The sequence below is a fragment of the Polynucleobacter sp. MG-5-Ahmo-C2 genome (genome assembly GCF_018687735.1).
Lineage (GTDB): Bacteria > Pseudomonadota > Gammaproteobacteria > Burkholderiales > Burkholderiaceae > Polynucleobacter.
Genome location: NZ_CP061304.1, coordinates 250,283 through 265,589 on the forward strand (window position 1 = coordinate 250,283; position 15,307 = coordinate 265,589).

The following is a 15,307-nucleotide window of genomic DNA, read 5'->3' on the forward strand; positions in this document are numbered from 1 at the left end:
AACTGAAGATGGATGCATCAATAGACGCGATCACGAATAATATTCAATTGGCACTGGCACCGGTTTTCTTATTGACTGCAGTAGCTACTCTGATCAACGCTATTTCTGCACGTCTCGCTAGAACGGTTGATCGTATGCGAGCGATTCAGCAAAAAATTCAGGATGGCTTGGTAACTGATGAGAACATGCTCAGTCATATGCGAATTGAAGCGAATGAAGCTAAGGTTCGAGGGCGCTTGTGCACGTTGGCAATCTTTTTTGTTGTCTTAAGCGGAGTATTTATTTCTCTCACCGTCCTTGAGCTTTTCTTTTTTCAGGCAGGCGCGGCACGTTCTTTTAAAACAGATTATGTTATCTGGACTTTTGTACTCGGCCTAATGTCATTTATGACCTCCTTATCGATTGTTCTGGGGGAGGTTATCTATGCCTACTGGTCTGCTGGCTGGCATCTATACCGCCGTTAAATTAGAATATTCTTTTAAAGATAAAAAAAGTTATGAACAAAATCCTCATTACCGGTGGCGCAGGCTTTTTGGGTTCACACCTGACCGAGAAACTTCTTAAAGAGGGCAACGATGTTCTGGTAGTAGATAACTACTTTACGGGTACCAAAGAAAACTTAGCTCACTTGTTGCCTAATTCAAAATTAGAGCTGATGCGTCATGATGTGACCTTTCCACTATATGTAGAAACGGACCAGATTTATAACTTGGCTTGCCCAGCTTCACCAGTCCACTATCAATACGATCCCGTGCAGACCACTAAAACAAGTGTGCATGGTGCCATCAATATGCTTGGCCTTGCTAAAAGAACGAGAGCTCGTATTTTGCAGGCTTCTACTAGCGAGGTCTATGGAGACCCAGAGGTGCACCCTCAGCCGGAGGAGTATTGGGGCAAGGTCAATCCCATCGGTATTCGTTCTTGTTATGACGAAGGCAAGCGCTGCGCTGAAACCCTCTTTTTCGATTACAACCGTCAGCATGGCTTAGATATTAAAGTAGTGCGTATCTTTAATACCTATGGCCCGCGTATGCACCCCAATGATGGCCGTGTAGTGAGTAACTTCATTGTCCAGGCATTACAAGGTAAAGACATTACCATTTATGGTGATGGCCAGCAAACCAGAAGCTTTTGCTATGTGGATGATTTGATCGATGCCATGGTCAAAATGATGAACTCCGAAGAGGGTTTTACTGGACCAGTCAATATTGGTAATCCTGGTGAGTTCACCATGTTGCAATTGGCTGAGACAGTGCTTAAGCTCTCCGGCAGCAAATCCAAGATCATTCATCAAGCCTTACCATCAGATGATCCTAAGCAGCGCCAACCGAATATCGACCTAGCGAAAGCGAAGCTTGGCTGGCAGCCAAAAGTGAATTTAGAAGACGGGCTAAAAGAGACGATTGCTTACTTTAGGAAAGTTGTAGCGTAAGTTGACGCAGCAAGACTCACAATCATCAAAAAAGCACTTTGAGCGTATTCGCTCTTTTGTATTGAGGGCCGGTAGAACTACCGCTGGCCAGCAGCGAGCCATAGATGAGTTGGGCCCCAAGTATCTATTGCCCTTTCAAGACAAGCTGCTTGATCTCAATACTACCTTTGTAGGCTCAACTAAGCCCAAGATTTTAGAAATTGGCTTTGGCATGGGTGAGACCACTGCCAAGATTGCCGCCACTCGAAATCAAGATGATTTTTTGGCGATTGAAGTTCATACGCCTGGAGTCGGGGCTCTGCTGAAGCTAATTGGCGAAAATAATCTCACTAATTTACGGATCATTCGCCATGATGCTGTTGAGGTACTTGAGCAAATGATTGCCCCTCATTCTTTGGATGGCATCCACATTTATTTTGCCGACCCTTGGCACAAGAAACGTCATCACAAACGTCGCCTCATTCAAGCTGAGTTTGTGCGTTTATTAGTCTCTAAACTCAAATCACGCGCTTATCTTCACCTGGCAACGGATTGGTATAACTATGCTGAGCAAATGCTCTTGGTCTTGAACGCTGAACCTGATTTGCAAAATACCTCGACCGATTTGGTGAAAGTAGAAACATTTACCAACCAAGATGCTGCTAAGTCGGATGAAATCTCTAATGAATTTCAACCTACCTTAGAGCAACTTAATTCTGAGCATCTGGGCTACGTTGAAAGACCATCTTATCGACCGATCACGAAGTTCGAAACCCGTGGCATCAAACTAGGTCATGGCGTTTGGGATTTGGTTTACAAGAAAAAGTAATGCGCTGGGAGTAAATTGCGCAGCGAGGGTTAACCTGCTTGCGTCTCAGCGCTACGTAATGTTTGAGCCAGCAAGTCCAGAACGCCATTCACATATTTATGGCCGTCAGTTCCACCAAAAGTCTTAGCAAGCTCAACTGCTTCATTGATGGCTACTTTGTACGGCACAGAAAGATCTGCTGCTAACTCGTAGGTACCGATTAATAGCGCAGCGTGTTCAACGGGAGAAAGTTCATTAATCGGACGATCCAATGCCGGAGTGATGAGAGCCTCTAATTCATCTGCCCGATCTAGGACGCCTTCAAAGATACCCTGAAATAGCTCTAATTGACAGCGGCGAAATGCTGGATCTTCGGCCAGTTGTTTTGCGATGGCTCCGCTATTTGGTAGGCTGCCTGCACGGCGCACTACCAGGCTTTGATATACACCCTGAAGAGCGTATTCGCGGGCACGTCGACGTGGAGTCAGGGAGCGCTTGGGGGCGGCTGACTTTACGTCTTTTGTTGTTGCAGGGGCGGAAGAGTTAAGGCTAGATTTAGGCATGAGAATAATTATTCTTCGCTTGAGTTGATTTCGATATCAATATCGGGAGTGAGTGCCAGCGCAAGATTGGCCATTTCTACTGCGGCTCTGGCACAATCTGCGCCTTTGACCTCTACCCGTACTTGCGCTTGCTCATCAGTATCGCAAGTCAATACACCATTTGCGATTGGCAGTCCTGATTCGATCGAGATGCGAGTAATGCCAGCGGCTGATTCATTTGAGACAAGTTCAAAGTGGTAGGTTTCACCACGGATCACGGCGCCTAATGCTACTAAACCATCGAACTCACCGGTCTCAGCGAGCTTTTGTAGAGCAAACGGAATTTCAAGGGCGCCAGGAACGGTAACGAGTTTGATATCAGATTGTGCAACACCTAAAGAAATTAATTCTTTAATGCAGGCATTCGTGAGCGCAAGGCAATGTTCTTCATTGAAGCGGGCTTGCACAATGCCAATGCGAAGATCTTGACCATTCAGGTCTGCTTCTAGTACGCCTACAAAGTCATTGTTGGAGCTAGTCATGATTAAAATTTTCTAGATGAGTTCAGAAGAGCTTACGGTGTAGCGGGTTTGTAAGGTTGGTAAGCTGTCACTTCAAGCTTATAACCAGATAGGCTTGGTACCGGGCTTGGGTTCGCAAGCAAGCGCATTTTGCCAACACCAATGTCTTTTAAGATCTGGGCGCCAATACCATAGCTTCTGAAATTCGTTTTGCGTGCTAATGGCTTTTTGACCTCATCTTTTGATTGGTTAAGCTTCTGAAATTCCGCTAACCAATCTTGATCATTTGGTGCTGCAATGCCTGAAGCATTCAAAAGTACTGCAACGCCTGCTGGGGCAGTAGCAATCTGCTGTAAAGCTTGTGCGAGTGGCCAGGAGTGATTACTGACCTGTGAGTCTAGAAAATCCAATACGGTTACCGGTTCGTGTACACGCACTAATGTTTCTTGGGTCTCAGCAGGTTTACCATGCACTAAGGCAATGTGTATGCATGAGCTTGGAGTATCGCGATAAATGATGCCTTTGAACTTCCCCCAAGGGGTAATAAATTCACGCTCACCTTCGCGGACCACGATGCTTTCGTGTTGGCTACGATATTTAATCAAATCAGCAATGCTGCCAATCTTCAATTGATGCTCTTTAGCAAACTCCAGGAGATCTGGCAGACGTGCCATGCTGCCATCATCTTTCATAATTTCACAGATGACTGACGTCGGTGAGCAGCCCGCCATTGCAGCAAGGTCGCAACCTGCTTCAGTGTGGCCTGAGCGAATGAGCACGCCACCTGGCTGAGCCATGAGCGGGAAGATGTGACCTGGTTGGACTAAGTCGCTTGGTTTGGCATTAAGGGCGACAGCAGTTTTAATCGTTAAGGCGCGGTCTGCAGCGGAGATGCCAGTAGTCACTCCAGTGGCAGCTTCAATCGAGACTGTGAAATTCGTTCCCATTGAGGTGCCGTTATCACGGACCATCAAAGGAAGGTTTAATTGCTGACAGCGCTCGCGGGTCAGGGTGAGGCAGATAAGGCCGCGACCATGCTTTGCCATGAAGTTCACCGCTTCAGCAGTGACGTGATCAGCCGCCAGAACAAGATCTCCCTCGTTTTCACGATCTTCTTCGTCAACGAGCACGACCATCTTGCCGGCGCGTAGGTCTGCAATGATTTCTTCTGTGGATGCAAGCATATTTGGCATAGCCCTCTATTTTAAGCTGAGGAGGCAATTACCGTGAGGTCTTACTGGAATATGCTGACTTTCTGACAGCAAGAGCATCAGTGAGATCTTTTAAGGGCTTATAGACCCCCTGAAAATGCTTCTATGTACCAGTCCTGCCAAGTTGCCCAAAAAGATCCAAAGGATCCTCGAATTGACTCATTTAAAGGCTTTGTCTTATTGGAGGTATTGCTAGCGATGAGTCTTATTTTGGGTGTTTGGATGGCTCTCGTCGGAACTTATCAAAACTTAGCCTTACGAACCACCCAAACCGAAAGTAAAAGAGCTCAGCTTAGAGTGGAGTTCGATAAGGTTGAGACAAGTGAGCGGGCTAGGGCAAATGCCAAAGCAAATAGTAAAGGCCTAATTCATGAATCTTCTCGAGTGTCTAGTCGCAATCGCACTAAGCATGCTACTTCTCAATCCACTGTTAAAAACAAGCGCTGATTTAGTGGCTAAGCAAATCGAGCATGAAAAAAGACAAGCGCTGACTTCTGAAGCAGAACGTGCCTTCGAGCTCATTGGCCGCGCGATTCGAGCGGCGGGCTATCGCAATATCAATACAACTCAAAATTACAAACAAGTAGATCAATTCATTCAAGTCCACAAAAGCTCAGGTTATCAAGGGTCTGACTCTTTAATGGTGCAACATGAGTTATCTACTGGGATCGACTTTGATTGCATTGGTAATGTACTAAATAAAGAGCGGACTAAGAATGGGTTTGCTCGCCAAGGATTTTTAGTAGATAGGCAGGCTGGGATTGCTAAAGGCATCAAGGTAAATGGCGGATCCTTGATTTGTCAATCGCTCGATCGCCAGGGCCGTTTGCAAAATACGACATTGATGAATAGTGTGAACCACTTATGGATTGAAGAGCTTGCCGCTTCAGAAAAAGCACAAGCACAAAAACTATTTAAAGTAAGTCTGCAGATGACCGACGGAGCTCTATTAAATATAGACTTGGAACGTACCTTTAGCACAAGAAATCTACCATGATTCTTGCTTGGGTGATTTCATTATTGTTGCTCTGTGCCTCTTTAGTCGTGCATCTCGAGCGCTTGACTGCACTAAGAATAGTTGAGTTCAAAACACTTGAAATAGCGCAACAAAACTTTATTGCAGCAGAAAAAGCAGTATCAGATTGTGAGAATCATTTCACTACACTTTCTTTATTAAGTGATAACCCCTGTTTTATTCAGCCAATTTCGAAAACTATCTGGTTAATCACTAGTAAACAAAAACCAGCGATTCAGGTTCACATTGCCTTCGATGAAAAGTCTGGTACAGCTACACGCATCAATTGGCGACAAGTATTTGAATAAATATCACCCCTCTCAAGGTGGTAGCTTGCTCGAGTTAATGGTGGTGATGTTGATCGTTGCGATCATGGCGATGATCACCATGCCGCTTTTACAAAACCAAATCGCTGCTCGAGAAATAGATTCCGTTGCAAGGCGATTTATTACGCATGCTCTTTTTACTCGGCAGCAAGCATTACATTTAGGTGAGCAGGTATTACTGAAGCCCATTACTGAGATTGGCTGGGATGATGGCTGGGTGGTTCAGAGCGGTTGCCTTGTTAAAGCGACTCAATCGAATTGCGTACCAAAGTATTGGTTTTCTCAGGGAGCTATAGATCCCATTTATTTTAAGGGGGGTGGCAAGCAATTTGTAGACCCCCATTCGGGCAAAAGAGGCATTTTGTTCAATGCGGCTGGGGCTGCTAGGACCGGACAAGGAGGTTTTGTGGCTAATCGACTGATCTTGGGTCATGATAGAGCCCCAGGTCTTGAACGGCAGCTTATTTTGGGTAGTGGAGGTCGCTGGAGAATCTGTGACCCAACTAGGGATGCCAAGCGCTGTCATTGAATGGTTTAATAGATGTATGTATAGCGCAGTTGACCACCAGTTTATGAGCGAAGCTTTGGCCGAGGCTCAAAAAGCAATCTATTTGTCGAACCCAAACCCGCGGGTAGGCTGTGTCATCGTAAAGGATGGGGAAGTCATTGGGCGTGGCTTTACTCAAAGGGTAGGTGAAGCCCATGCGGAAGTACAAGCATTGGCCGACGCTCAATTGAAGGGCAAGGATCCAATAGGCTCCACTGTCTACGTCACACTAGAGCCTTGCAATCACACCGGTAAAACACCTCCGTGCGTTGATGCTTTGATTGCTGCAAAGCCAGCCAAAGTCATTGTTGCTATGAGTGACCCCAACCCATTGGTTGGCGGTAAGGGTTTAGAAAGAATAAAAGTAGCAGGTATTGATGTGCAGTGTGGTTTGTTGGAGGCAGAAGCCCAAGCGCTGAATCGCGGATTCATTTCGAGAATGACAAAAGGTCTTCCTTGGGTGCGGATGAAAATCGCTGCCAGCTTAGATGGAAAAACTGCACTGCCAGATGGCAAGAGTCAGTGGATTACTGGCCCTCTTGCCAGGGCAGACGGCCACCACTGGCGTGCACAAGCTTGCGCAATCGTGACAGGTGTTGGTACTGTTAAAGAAGATGACCCCTCTCTCAATGTAAGAGATGTCGTAACGCAACGCCAACCTTGCAGAATCATTATTGACTCCAGGCTGGAGACGCCATCAAGCGCTAAAATACTCAATCATCTTGATCAGTCACCAGTACTGATTGTCTGTGCTGACCTCGACTCTCCAGAAAGACGTGAGAAAGCAAGGACTTTTACAGAGCGTGGCATTGAGGTAGTTGTTATGGCTAACGCCTCTGGTAAGGTGGATCTACCGAAACTCTTTTCTTATCTAGCCAAAGAGCGTGAGATGAATGAGATTCATGTTGAGGCCGGTTTTAAGCTCAATGGATCAATGCTCCGAGAAAACTGCGTAGATGAGTTGTTGCTCTATTACGCACCATTTTTCATGGGCGAAGGAATTGGCATGGCAAATATACCGGGTTTAGCCACATTAGATGCGCCAAAGAGATGGAAGGTAATTGATCAAAGTCTCTTTGAATCTGATTTAAGGCTCAGGTTAATTAAGCACTAAAATCTCACCATGTTTACTGGAATCATTACTGCTGTTGGTCAAATTACAAGCGCTCAAGTTAAAGGCGATGGCTTGCATTTGCTAGTTGAGGTGCCGGCTGGCTACTTGGACGATGTTGCCTTAGGTGACAGTATTGCGATTCAGGGGGCTTGCATGACTGCAACGCAACTTCAGGGTAATGCATTCTCTCTGGATATTTCTCGTGAGTCACTGAATAAAACAGTTGGCCTTGATAAGGTCGGTCCTGTGAATCTTGAGAAGGCAATGCGCCTCAATGATCGTTTGGGTGGCCACTTGGTCAGTGGGCACGTAGATGGTGCTGGTAAGGTAGCGCACTTCTCGCAAGTGGCAAACGATGCCTATGGTTCTTGGCTGTTACGCATTGAGGCTCCCAAAGACTTAGCTCCATACTTGGCTTATAAGGGGTCGATTGTGGTGAACGGCGTTTCGCTCACAGTCAATAAAACAGAAGATAGTTCAAATGCTTGTGTAGTTGACATTAATCTGATTCCGCATACTCTGCAAAGTACTACCCTAGGCAATTTGCAACAGGGCGATGCTGTTAATCTTGAAGTGGATTTGATTGCGCGTTATGTGGCGCGTATGCTTGAAACTCAAGCAAAATAATTTTCAAATCTCAATAAATCAATTATATATTTTTGCGGTAGCGAGTTGGATCGCTCACATTAGCTTGCTTAAAGCCCGCTTGACGCAAGCGGCAAGATTCACATTCTCCACAGGCTTCACCTAAATCATTGGCTTGGTAGCAAGATACGGTTTGTGAGTAATCTACGCCCATTGTGCTGCCAAGCTGAATGATTTCTGCCTTCGTTAAATTGATAATTGGTGCATGAACTCGAAAGCGATTCTCATCATTGATTGCCTCTACACCTGCTTTAGTAGCCAAATTAGCCATATGTTCAAAAGAGGCAACATATTCAGGCCGGCAATCAGGGTAGCCAGAATAATCGACCGCATTAGCGCCATAGAAAACATCTAAGCCACCCAATGATTCGGCCCAACCCAAGGCAAGGGATAGCAAAATTGTGTTGCGTGCCGGTACATAAGTAACCGGAATTTCTTGATCTTTACCGGGGGTGGTTGGGACTGCAATGGAAGAGTCTGTTAAAGCTGAACCACCAAAACGAGTAAGGTCTAAATTGACCACCTCATGACGAATGATGCCAACTTGCTTGGCAATATGTTTGGCTGCAGCTAGTTCAGAGGAGTGACGTTGTCCATAGCCTACTGAGAGTGCATAGGGTGAATAGCCTAAGTCTTTGGCTAAAGCGAGAACTGTTGTTGAGTCTAGACCACCAGAAAATAAAATGACCGCAGGAGCACCAGGCTTGCGTGGTGCCAGATTCTGAAACGCGGCAGACAATTTGGACATGAATTACTTGGTGGCGGCCAGAAGCTGCTGCGCATCTTTAGCTGCCTCAGTATCGGGATACTTAGCAACGATCTCGCTAAAAGTCTTTTTAGCAGCCACCTTATTGCCGCTCTCTAACTGTGAGTTCCCTAGGGTGACCATTGCAGCTGGGACGCGTGGGTGAGCTGGATAATTTTTAATGAGGCTTTGCAGTTGACTTATTGCGCCAGCATAAGCCTTGTTGGCGTATTTACTGTTGCCACCCCAGTACAGTGCGAGAGGCAAGTAAGGGCTTTTTGGGTATTTGGCTGCGAATGCAGAAAATCCTTCGTCTGCCTTCTTAAGACTGCCTGTCTGGAAGGCTTTTAGTGCATCGTCATAAGCCTTTTTTTCGCCAGGCTGCACCGTTCCGCTAACGCCCTCGATCGTCACACTACGCGGCTCAAAATTACCTAAGCGAGTATCTAGATCTTGGTAATACGTCTTTTGACTAAATGAAATATCTTCGCCTTGTTTTTCTAGATTTTCAATCTTGCCGCGCAACTCAGCATTATCTGCTTTGAGTTTTTCAATCTCACCCTGTAATTCAAGCTGGGTAGTTGCTAGAGTTTTGCGTAAGTCAAGAATCGCTTTGCGCGCTTCATCATCTGAGAAGAGGGCCCAGGCACTGTTAGGGGTACCCAAGCAAATCAAGGTGGCACCTAAACAAAACGCTCGTGAGAGCGTTTGTTTTGCAGAAGTTAACAGCATCTTCACTTAGTTTGTGATGTAAACAATGTCAGCACGGCGGTTCTCAGCCCAAGCTGCTTCAGTATCACCCTCTGCTTTGGGTTTTTCTTTACCAAAGCTGACGGCTTCCATCTGATCATCGGATACGCCCATCAAGCTCAATGATTTGCGAACTGCGTCCGAACGACGTTGACCAAGTGCCAAGTTGTATTCAGCAGTGCCGCGCTCATCGGTATTGCCTTGAATGATGATCTTCTGTTTTGGATTGGCTTTTAAATAACTTGCGTGAGCAGATAGCATTTTTTGGTATTTAGTCTGCACAGTGTATTCGTCAAAACCAAAATAAACACTCTTCTCAAACAATGGGCTACTAGGGTCATTCCATGGCTGTGAGCCAAATTTGCCACTACCGCTTCCGCTACCATTCGTACCGTCAACATCGTCTAATTTCACGCTCGAACAGGCGGCTAGCAAAAATGCAGTTGCTCCGATCAGGGTAAATGTGGTGGCACGGCGTGCGAGAGAAATCTTCATGGTCTTTCCTTTTTCTTACAAACTAACTCAGTAAATATCTGAGCTTATAGCCAATATTATGCCTCTAAGACTATAAAAAGAAGCGATTTCGCCTTAAAAGAGGGTGTGGCGGAAAGGGTTTATGGATGAAGACTTAGTCAGCCTTAATCCATAAATGGGCCCCAGGATGGCTGACGCACGTCAGAGCCTGGAATGCTCAAAATCTGTTTTGAGTTGCCATCTACAGAAACGGCGGCCAATACCCGCTTACCATTGACTTTGGTGGAGTAGAGCACATAGCGGCCATTAGCAGCAAAAGAAGGCGACTCATCGCTAGTGCCATCCGTTAAAGCTTGTGCATCGCCAGTTGCCAAATTCAGAATATAGAGTCGATAAGCCCCGCCAACATTGGCAATGTATGCCAAATATTTTCCATCCGGAGAAATTCGGGGTGAAGTGACGAAGCCTTGTTTGTAGCTTACCCTTTTTACGCCCTCAGCTTGCTCGCCTTCGGCACTCATGCGATAGATTTGTGGGTTGCCACCACGATCGCTCGTGAAATAAATATAACGACCATCAGCGGAGTATTGGGGCTCAGTATCAATGGTGTAGCCGCGAGTTAAGCGATGCAAACCTGTGCCATCAGCATTAATGCCATAGATCTGAGTGTTGCCATCTTTAGAAAGAGAGATTGCTAATCTTTTGCCATCAGGTGACCATGCCGGTGCACTGTTGTTTCCCTTTTGATTAGAAAGAGAAATGCGACGACCAGTTGCTAGCTCATGAACATAAATCACGGGTTTACGATCTTCGAATGAAACGTAGGCCACTTTCTTGCCATCGGGCGACCATGATGGAGAAATAATGGGCTCGCCACTATTCATGGCATTACGAATATTCTGACCATCCGCATCCGAAATCACCAGACGATAGCGCTTGCCATCCTTGATGACATAGGACAGACGGGTCGAGAACACGCCACGCTCACCCAGTAATTTGAAGATGATGTCATCAGCAATTTTATGGGCTGCTGCGCGGAGATTATCCGCACTAGAGTCAAGCTTTAGGCCGCCTAGGCTTTGGGATTTTCGAACATCAAAGAGCTTGTAATGAATCTCAAACTGAGCATTGCCTGTTTGAATGACGGAGCCGACCACTAAAGCATCGGCGCCACGTGCAGACCACGATTTGTAGTTTGGTGTGCCCTCATCGCTTTCAGCGGCATTGCCATTCTCAGTATTTTTAAAGTAACCGCTACGCGCTAAGTCCTGACGAATGATTTCAGTAACGCTAGTCGGCAATTTATTTTCATCTTTAAAGCGCATCACGGCAATCGGGTAGAGCGATTGACCAACGCCTGTGATTTCGATATTCATTTGAGCGAATGCGGGGGTTGTTGTGCCAATGAATAGCGCAATAAATACTGTGCTGAGTAACTGCAATTTCAAAACGATTCTTTTCATCAACTGCAACATGCATTAGTCCTTAGGTTTAAAGGTCAGCTTTACTTCACGTTGTGGAATTTTGCCATTGTCATCTTTTGGCAAACTTTCTGCACGAGAGAGTGCTAGTAATACCGCACGATCCCAGCTTGAGTTGCCGCTTGAGCTTAAAATGCTTGTGCTCAATATAGCGCCGTCTGGTGCCAAGCTCACCTGTATGACTGCTGCAGGATTACCACTGACAGATTCGGGATTAAAGACAATGAGTGGCTTCACCTTTTTGATGACTTTGTCAGTCCAGCCTGGGGGCGCACTGCCGCCGCCCCCAACTCCGCTTCCAACCGTGCCGCCACTGCCGCCCTCAGCCCCTGCGGCTGCACGAAGGCGAGCCAATTGATCGGCGCGTACCTTTTCAGCTGCTGCATTGGCTTTTGTTTCAGCAGGAGATAGTGCTTTCGGAGCCTCCACTTTTTTTGGCGGCCCCTTTTCTTTCTCCTTTGCTGGAGGCGGTTTGACTGTCTTCGGACTCTCCTTCACCACTTCTTTCTTAGGGGGCTCTTTTTCAACTTGCTTTTTCTGAACTGCAATCTCAGCAGCCTCTTCTTTAACCACGGTTTTCATTTCTGGTTCTGGCGAGGTTTGTACTTGTGGCACTGAATCCCACAACTCTACCTCGACCCCAGAAGGAGTACTGTTATTCCAGCTAATGCCAATCATTAAAAAAGCCAGTAGACCTAAGTGCGCAATTAAAGAAAAACCAAAAGCGCGTTTAGTACTCTCTTTTTTTGTGGGACGTGCCCGCTTAAATGGCGCGTGATTGAATTGAAAGGTTTGTGAGCCGTTCATGGATAAAGTCGCCTGAGCTAGACTTATTGACTCTTGACTGCTAAGCCAACGCGTTTGACGCCATTCTCTTTGAGTTTAGACATGACGTTCATGACAGTTTCATATTTGATGGACTTATCCGCGGCTAGCACAATAGGTTGATCAGCAGATTTTTCTGCCTGGGATCTGGCAAATGCACCTAACTCGAATTGATTGAGAGTTTGAACTGGTTCACCATTTTTTCGGACAATGACATTCTCATTAGCATCAATGGTCAGAAAGACTGGTGGCAGGGCTTGTACCTTAGCGCCACCAACAGTTGGTAAGTTCACAACCCCTGGATTCACCATGGGTGCCGTGACCATAAAAATCACGAGCAATACCAACATCACATCGATATACGGAACGACGTTAATGTCGGACATGGCCCGACGTTTTGATTTACGCAAAGAGGATCCAGCCATCACTTTTTCGCTTAACGTCCCGCAGTTTGACGCTGCAAAATGTTGGTGAACTCTTCAATGAATGTTTCAAAGCGAATTGCTAGGCGATCGACATCGGTAGCGGCGCGGTTATAAGCAACCACTGCAGGGATGGCTGCGAACAAGCCAATTGCCGTTGCGACCAGAGCCTCTGCAATCCCGGGAGCTACAGCAGAAAGTGTTGCATTTTGCACGTTGGCTAAGCCGCGGAAGGCGTGCATGATTCCCCATACCGTGCCAAAGAGACCGATGTAAGGTGATACTGAGCCCACAGAAGCCAAGAAGGGTAAGTTAGCTTCCAGAATATCCATTTCGCGCTGATAAGTTGCCTTCATGGCGCGGCGAGCAGCGTCGATTTCACGAACCTTCTTGAACTCTTGCATGCCAGCTTCAAAGATGTGCTCCAAGACAGCATCACTGCGGGTGTTGCGTTGAGCGGACGCTAAAAGGGTAGCCAAGTCTCCGCCAGACCAAAAATCACGCTCAAACCGCTCGGTGTCACGTCTAACCCCTCGTAAAACAGCCGTTTTCTTGAAAATAATGGTCCAAGAAGCAATAGACATCCCTAGTAATAACAACATTACCAACTGGACTAATAGGCTGGCATTGAGGACTAGAGAGAGAAAGGAGAGGTCTTGTGTAGTGGTCATGGTGGATTTTGTATGATGTAGGTTGATTTTACTAAGTTAATTCACTTAGTAATCCAACTTCTTCAGGATTATTACCATGTTTGACCGTCAGAACACCCTTGCAAAAGTTGACCCAGAGTTATGGGCAGCCATTCAGAACGAAAATAAGCGTCAAGAAGACCATATTGAGCTCATTGCCTCTGAGAACTACACCTCACCAGCAGTGATGGCAGCCCAAGGCTCTCAGTTAACTAATAAGTACGCTGAAGGCTATCCGGGTAAAAGGTATTACGGCGGCTGTGAATTTGTGGACGTTGCTGAGCAATTGGCGATTGATCGCGTCAAAACTTTGTTTGGGTCTGAAGCAGCAAATGTGCAGCCACATTGCGGCGCTTCTGCAAACCAAGCGGTGTTCTTGGCTTTCTTAAAACCAGGTGACACATTCATGGGTATGAGTCTGGCTGAAGGTGGCCACTTGACTCACGGCATGGCACTCAACATGAGTGGTAAGTGGTTCAACCCAATCGCTTATGGTCTCGATAAAAATGAAGAAATCGATTACGAGCAAATGGAGCATTTAGCTCGTGAGCACAAACCAAAATTGATTATTGCTGGCGCATCCGCTTACTCTAGGAAAATTGATTTTGAGCGCATTGGTAAATTAGCCAAAGAAGTGGGCGCGATTTTTATGGTTGATATGGCGCACTATGCAGGCTTAGTTGCTGCTGGTGTTTATCCAAATCCAGTACCGCATGCGGACATCGTCACATCTACTACCCATAAGAGCTTGCGTGGCCCACGTGGCGGCATCATCTTGATGAAGGCTGAGCATGAGAAGGCGATTAACTCTGCAGTATTTCCGGGCCTGCAGGGCGGCCCTTTGATGCATGTGATCGCTGCAAAAGCAGTGGCCTTCAAAGAAGCGCAGGAACCTGGTTTTAAAGATTACCAAAAGCAGGTGATTGCTAATGCCAAAGCATTAGCAGAGACATTAATCTCTCGAGGCCTACGCATTGTTTCTGGTGGTACAGATTCACATGTGATGTTGGTGGATTTGCGTGCCAAAAAAATGACTGGTAAAGAAGCTGAGCGCGTATTAGGCGAAGCGCATATTACTTGCAATAAGAACGGCATCCCGAATGATCCAGAAAAACCAATGGTCACCAGCGGTATTCGTTTGGGTTCGCCTGCTATGACAACCCGTGGTTTTAAAGAAGCAGAAGCAAGGCAAGTGGGTAATTTTATTGCGGATGTATTGGACAACCCCAATGATGAACAAAATATTGCTAAAGTGCGCGCGCAAGTAGCTGAGCTCACCAAACGTTTCCCGGTTTACGGTTAAACCTAAAACACTTAAGAAAAGAGCCCACATTGCGCTGCCCTTTTTGCCATAACGACGATACCCAGGTTCTAGATACCCGGGTATCGGATGAAGGCGATACCATTCGGCGGCGGCGGCGTTGTGCTAAATGCGACAAGCGCTTTACGACTTATGAGCGGGTGGAGCTGGCCTTACCGGCAATCGTCAAGAAGAATGGCAGCCGGGTAGAGTACAGCCATGACAAGCTTGTAAGTTCAATTAAGCTAGCCCTCAGGAAGCGTCCGGTATCTTCAGATTCTGTAGACGAATCGATTGCACGTATTGAGGAGAAGCTTCTGAGCCTAGGTGAAAAAGAAATCCCTAGCGAACGCGTTGGCGAATTGGTGATGCGTGAACTGAAACGCTTAGATAAAGTAGCCTACATCCGCTTTGCCTCTGTCTACAGAAGCTTTGCCGATATTGAGTCTTTTGAGAGTGCATTAAAGGAACTCAAGTAAAG

The 15,307-nt window shown here is 46.4% G+C and carries 21 protein-coding genes; 11 read left to right on the forward strand and 10 right to left on the reverse strand.

Annotated elements, in window-relative coordinates; all coding sequences use genetic code 11:
• Positions 1-8 precede the first annotated feature (8 nt).
• From C2740_RS01335 to trmB, 3 genes are read left to right on the forward strand one after another with little or no spacing between them, the layout of a single operon-like run.
• Positions 9-464, forward strand: a complete 456-nt coding sequence (locus C2740_RS01335; RefSeq protein ID WP_215293618.1) for a DUF2721 domain-containing protein — start codon at positions 9-11, stop codon at positions 462-464.
• Positions 465-496: 32 nt separating this feature from the next.
• A complete protein-coding gene (locus C2740_RS01340; RefSeq protein ID WP_215293619.1) occupies positions 497-1,432 on the forward strand; it encodes a UDP-glucuronic acid decarboxylase family protein in 936 nt (311 codons plus the stop codon).
• A gap of 1 nt (position 1,433) precedes the next feature.
• Complete coding sequence (gene trmB / locus C2740_RS01345; RefSeq protein ID WP_215293620.1) at positions 1,434-2,240, forward strand: tRNA (guanosine(46)-N7)-methyltransferase TrmB; 807 nt, start codon at positions 1,434-1,436, stop codon at positions 2,238-2,240.
• A 29-nt stretch (positions 2,241-2,269) separates the two neighbouring features.
• Here trmB and nusB read toward each other — a convergent pair whose 3' ends face one another.
• From nusB to ribBA, 3 genes are read right to left on the reverse strand one after another with little or no spacing between them, the layout of a single operon-like run.
• Complete coding sequence (gene nusB, locus C2740_RS01350; RefSeq protein ID WP_251369660.1) at positions 2,270-2,782, reverse strand: transcription antitermination factor NusB; 513 nt, start codon at positions 2,780-2,782, stop codon at positions 2,270-2,272.
• A gap of 8 nt (positions 2,783-2,790) precedes the next feature.
• A complete protein-coding gene (ribH, locus tag C2740_RS01355; protein WP_215293621.1) occupies positions 2,791-3,303 on the reverse strand; it encodes a 6,7-dimethyl-8-ribityllumazine synthase in 513 nt (170 codons plus the stop codon).
• Between the two features lie 32 nt (positions 3,304-3,335).
• Positions 3,336-4,475 (reverse strand): bifunctional 3,4-dihydroxy-2-butanone-4-phosphate synthase/GTP cyclohydrolase II, encoded by a 1,140-nt coding sequence (gene ribBA, locus C2740_RS01360; RefSeq protein WP_215293622.1) that lies wholly within the window; start codon positions 4,473-4,475, stop codon positions 3,336-3,338.
• A gap of 123 nt (positions 4,476-4,598) precedes the next feature.
• Here ribBA and C2740_RS01365 point away from each other — a divergent pair, with 123 nt between their 5' ends.
• From C2740_RS01365 to C2740_RS01390, 6 genes are read left to right on the forward strand one after another with little or no spacing between them, the layout of a single operon-like run.
• Complete coding sequence (locus C2740_RS01365) at positions 4,599-4,940, forward strand: hypothetical protein (RefSeq protein ID WP_215293623.1); 342 nt, start codon at positions 4,599-4,601, stop codon at positions 4,938-4,940.
• Positions 4,903-5,490 carry a hypothetical protein gene (locus C2740_RS01370; RefSeq protein ID WP_215293624.1) on the forward strand — a complete coding sequence of 196 codons (588 nt, stop codon included), beginning with the start codon at positions 4,903-4,905 and terminating at the stop codon, positions 5,488-5,490. Before C2740_RS01365 ends, C2740_RS01370 begins: the two co-directional genes overlap by 38 nt.
• Positions 5,487-5,816, forward strand: coding sequence for a hypothetical protein (locus C2740_RS01375; RefSeq protein WP_215293625.1), 330 nt, complete (start codon positions 5,487-5,489; stop codon positions 5,814-5,816). Before C2740_RS01370 ends, C2740_RS01375 begins: the two co-directional genes overlap by 4 nt.
• A complete protein-coding gene (locus C2740_RS01380) occupies positions 5,809-6,363 on the forward strand; it encodes a Tfp pilus assembly protein FimT/FimU (RefSeq protein ID WP_251369661.1) in 555 nt (184 codons plus the stop codon). The genes C2740_RS01375 and C2740_RS01380 overlap by 8 nt, the downstream gene beginning before the upstream one ends.
• A 16-nt stretch (positions 6,364-6,379) precedes the next feature.
• A complete protein-coding gene (gene ribD / locus C2740_RS01385) occupies positions 6,380-7,495 on the forward strand; it encodes a bifunctional diaminohydroxyphosphoribosylaminopyrimidine deaminase/5-amino-6-(5-phosphoribosylamino)uracil reductase RibD (RefSeq protein ID WP_215294264.1) in 1,116 nt (371 codons plus the stop codon).
• Positions 7,496-7,504: 9 nt separating this feature from the next.
• The gene (locus C2740_RS01390) at positions 7,505-8,122 is read left to right on the forward strand and encodes a riboflavin synthase (protein WP_215293626.1); all 618 of its coding nucleotides are present in this window, start codon (positions 7,505-7,507) and stop codon (positions 8,120-8,122) included.
• Between the two features lie 22 nt (positions 8,123-8,144).
• On the opposite strand, the gene queC is transcribed toward C2740_RS01390, so the two are convergent.
• The 7 genes from queC to tolQ form a co-directional block, all read right to left on the reverse strand.
• Entirely contained in the window at positions 8,145-8,888 is a 744-nt protein-coding gene (gene queC / locus C2740_RS01395; RefSeq protein ID WP_215293627.1) for a 7-cyano-7-deazaguanine synthase QueC, read from the reverse strand.
• 3 nt (positions 8,889-8,891) lie between these two features.
• Positions 8,892-9,617, reverse strand: a complete 726-nt coding sequence (ybgF, locus tag C2740_RS01400; protein WP_215293628.1) for a tol-pal system protein YbgF — start codon at positions 9,615-9,617, stop codon at positions 8,892-8,894.
• Between the two features lie 6 nt (positions 9,618-9,623).
• On the reverse strand, positions 9,624-10,130 hold the full coding sequence (gene pal / locus C2740_RS01405; RefSeq protein ID WP_215293629.1) for a peptidoglycan-associated lipoprotein Pal: 507 nt from the start codon (positions 10,128-10,130) through the stop codon (positions 9,624-9,626).
• A gap of 143 nt (positions 10,131-10,273) precedes the next feature.
• Complete coding sequence (gene tolB, locus C2740_RS01410; RefSeq protein ID WP_251369663.1) at positions 10,274-11,584, reverse strand: Tol-Pal system beta propeller repeat protein TolB; 1,311 nt, start codon at positions 11,582-11,584, stop codon at positions 10,274-10,276.
• A gap of 3 nt (positions 11,585-11,587) precedes the next feature.
• Complete coding sequence (locus C2740_RS01415; RefSeq protein ID WP_215293630.1) at positions 11,588-12,397, reverse strand: TonB family protein; 810 nt, start codon at positions 12,395-12,397, stop codon at positions 11,588-11,590.
• A 23-nt stretch (positions 12,398-12,420) separates the two neighbouring features.
• Complete coding sequence (gene tolR / locus C2740_RS01420) at positions 12,421-12,840, reverse strand: protein TolR (RefSeq protein ID WP_215293631.1); 420 nt, start codon at positions 12,838-12,840, stop codon at positions 12,421-12,423.
• Between the two features lie 11 nt (positions 12,841-12,851).
• Positions 12,852-13,508, reverse strand: a complete 657-nt coding sequence (gene tolQ, locus C2740_RS01425; protein ID WP_215293632.1) for a protein TolQ — start codon at positions 13,506-13,508, stop codon at positions 12,852-12,854.
• A 76-nt stretch (positions 13,509-13,584) separates the two neighbouring features.
• Here tolQ and glyA point away from each other — a divergent pair, with 76 nt between their 5' ends.
• Positions 13,585-14,829: a serine hydroxymethyltransferase gene (gene glyA / locus C2740_RS01430; protein ID WP_215293633.1), complete on the forward strand. Its 1,245-nt coding sequence runs from the start codon at positions 13,585-13,587 to the stop codon at positions 14,827-14,829.
• 29 nt (positions 14,830-14,858) lie between these two features.
• Positions 14,859-15,305 carry a transcriptional regulator NrdR gene (gene nrdR / locus C2740_RS01435; RefSeq protein WP_215293634.1) on the forward strand — a complete coding sequence of 149 codons (447 nt, stop codon included), beginning with the start codon at positions 14,859-14,861 and terminating at the stop codon, positions 15,303-15,305.
• Positions 15,306-15,307: the final 2 nt, after the last annotated feature.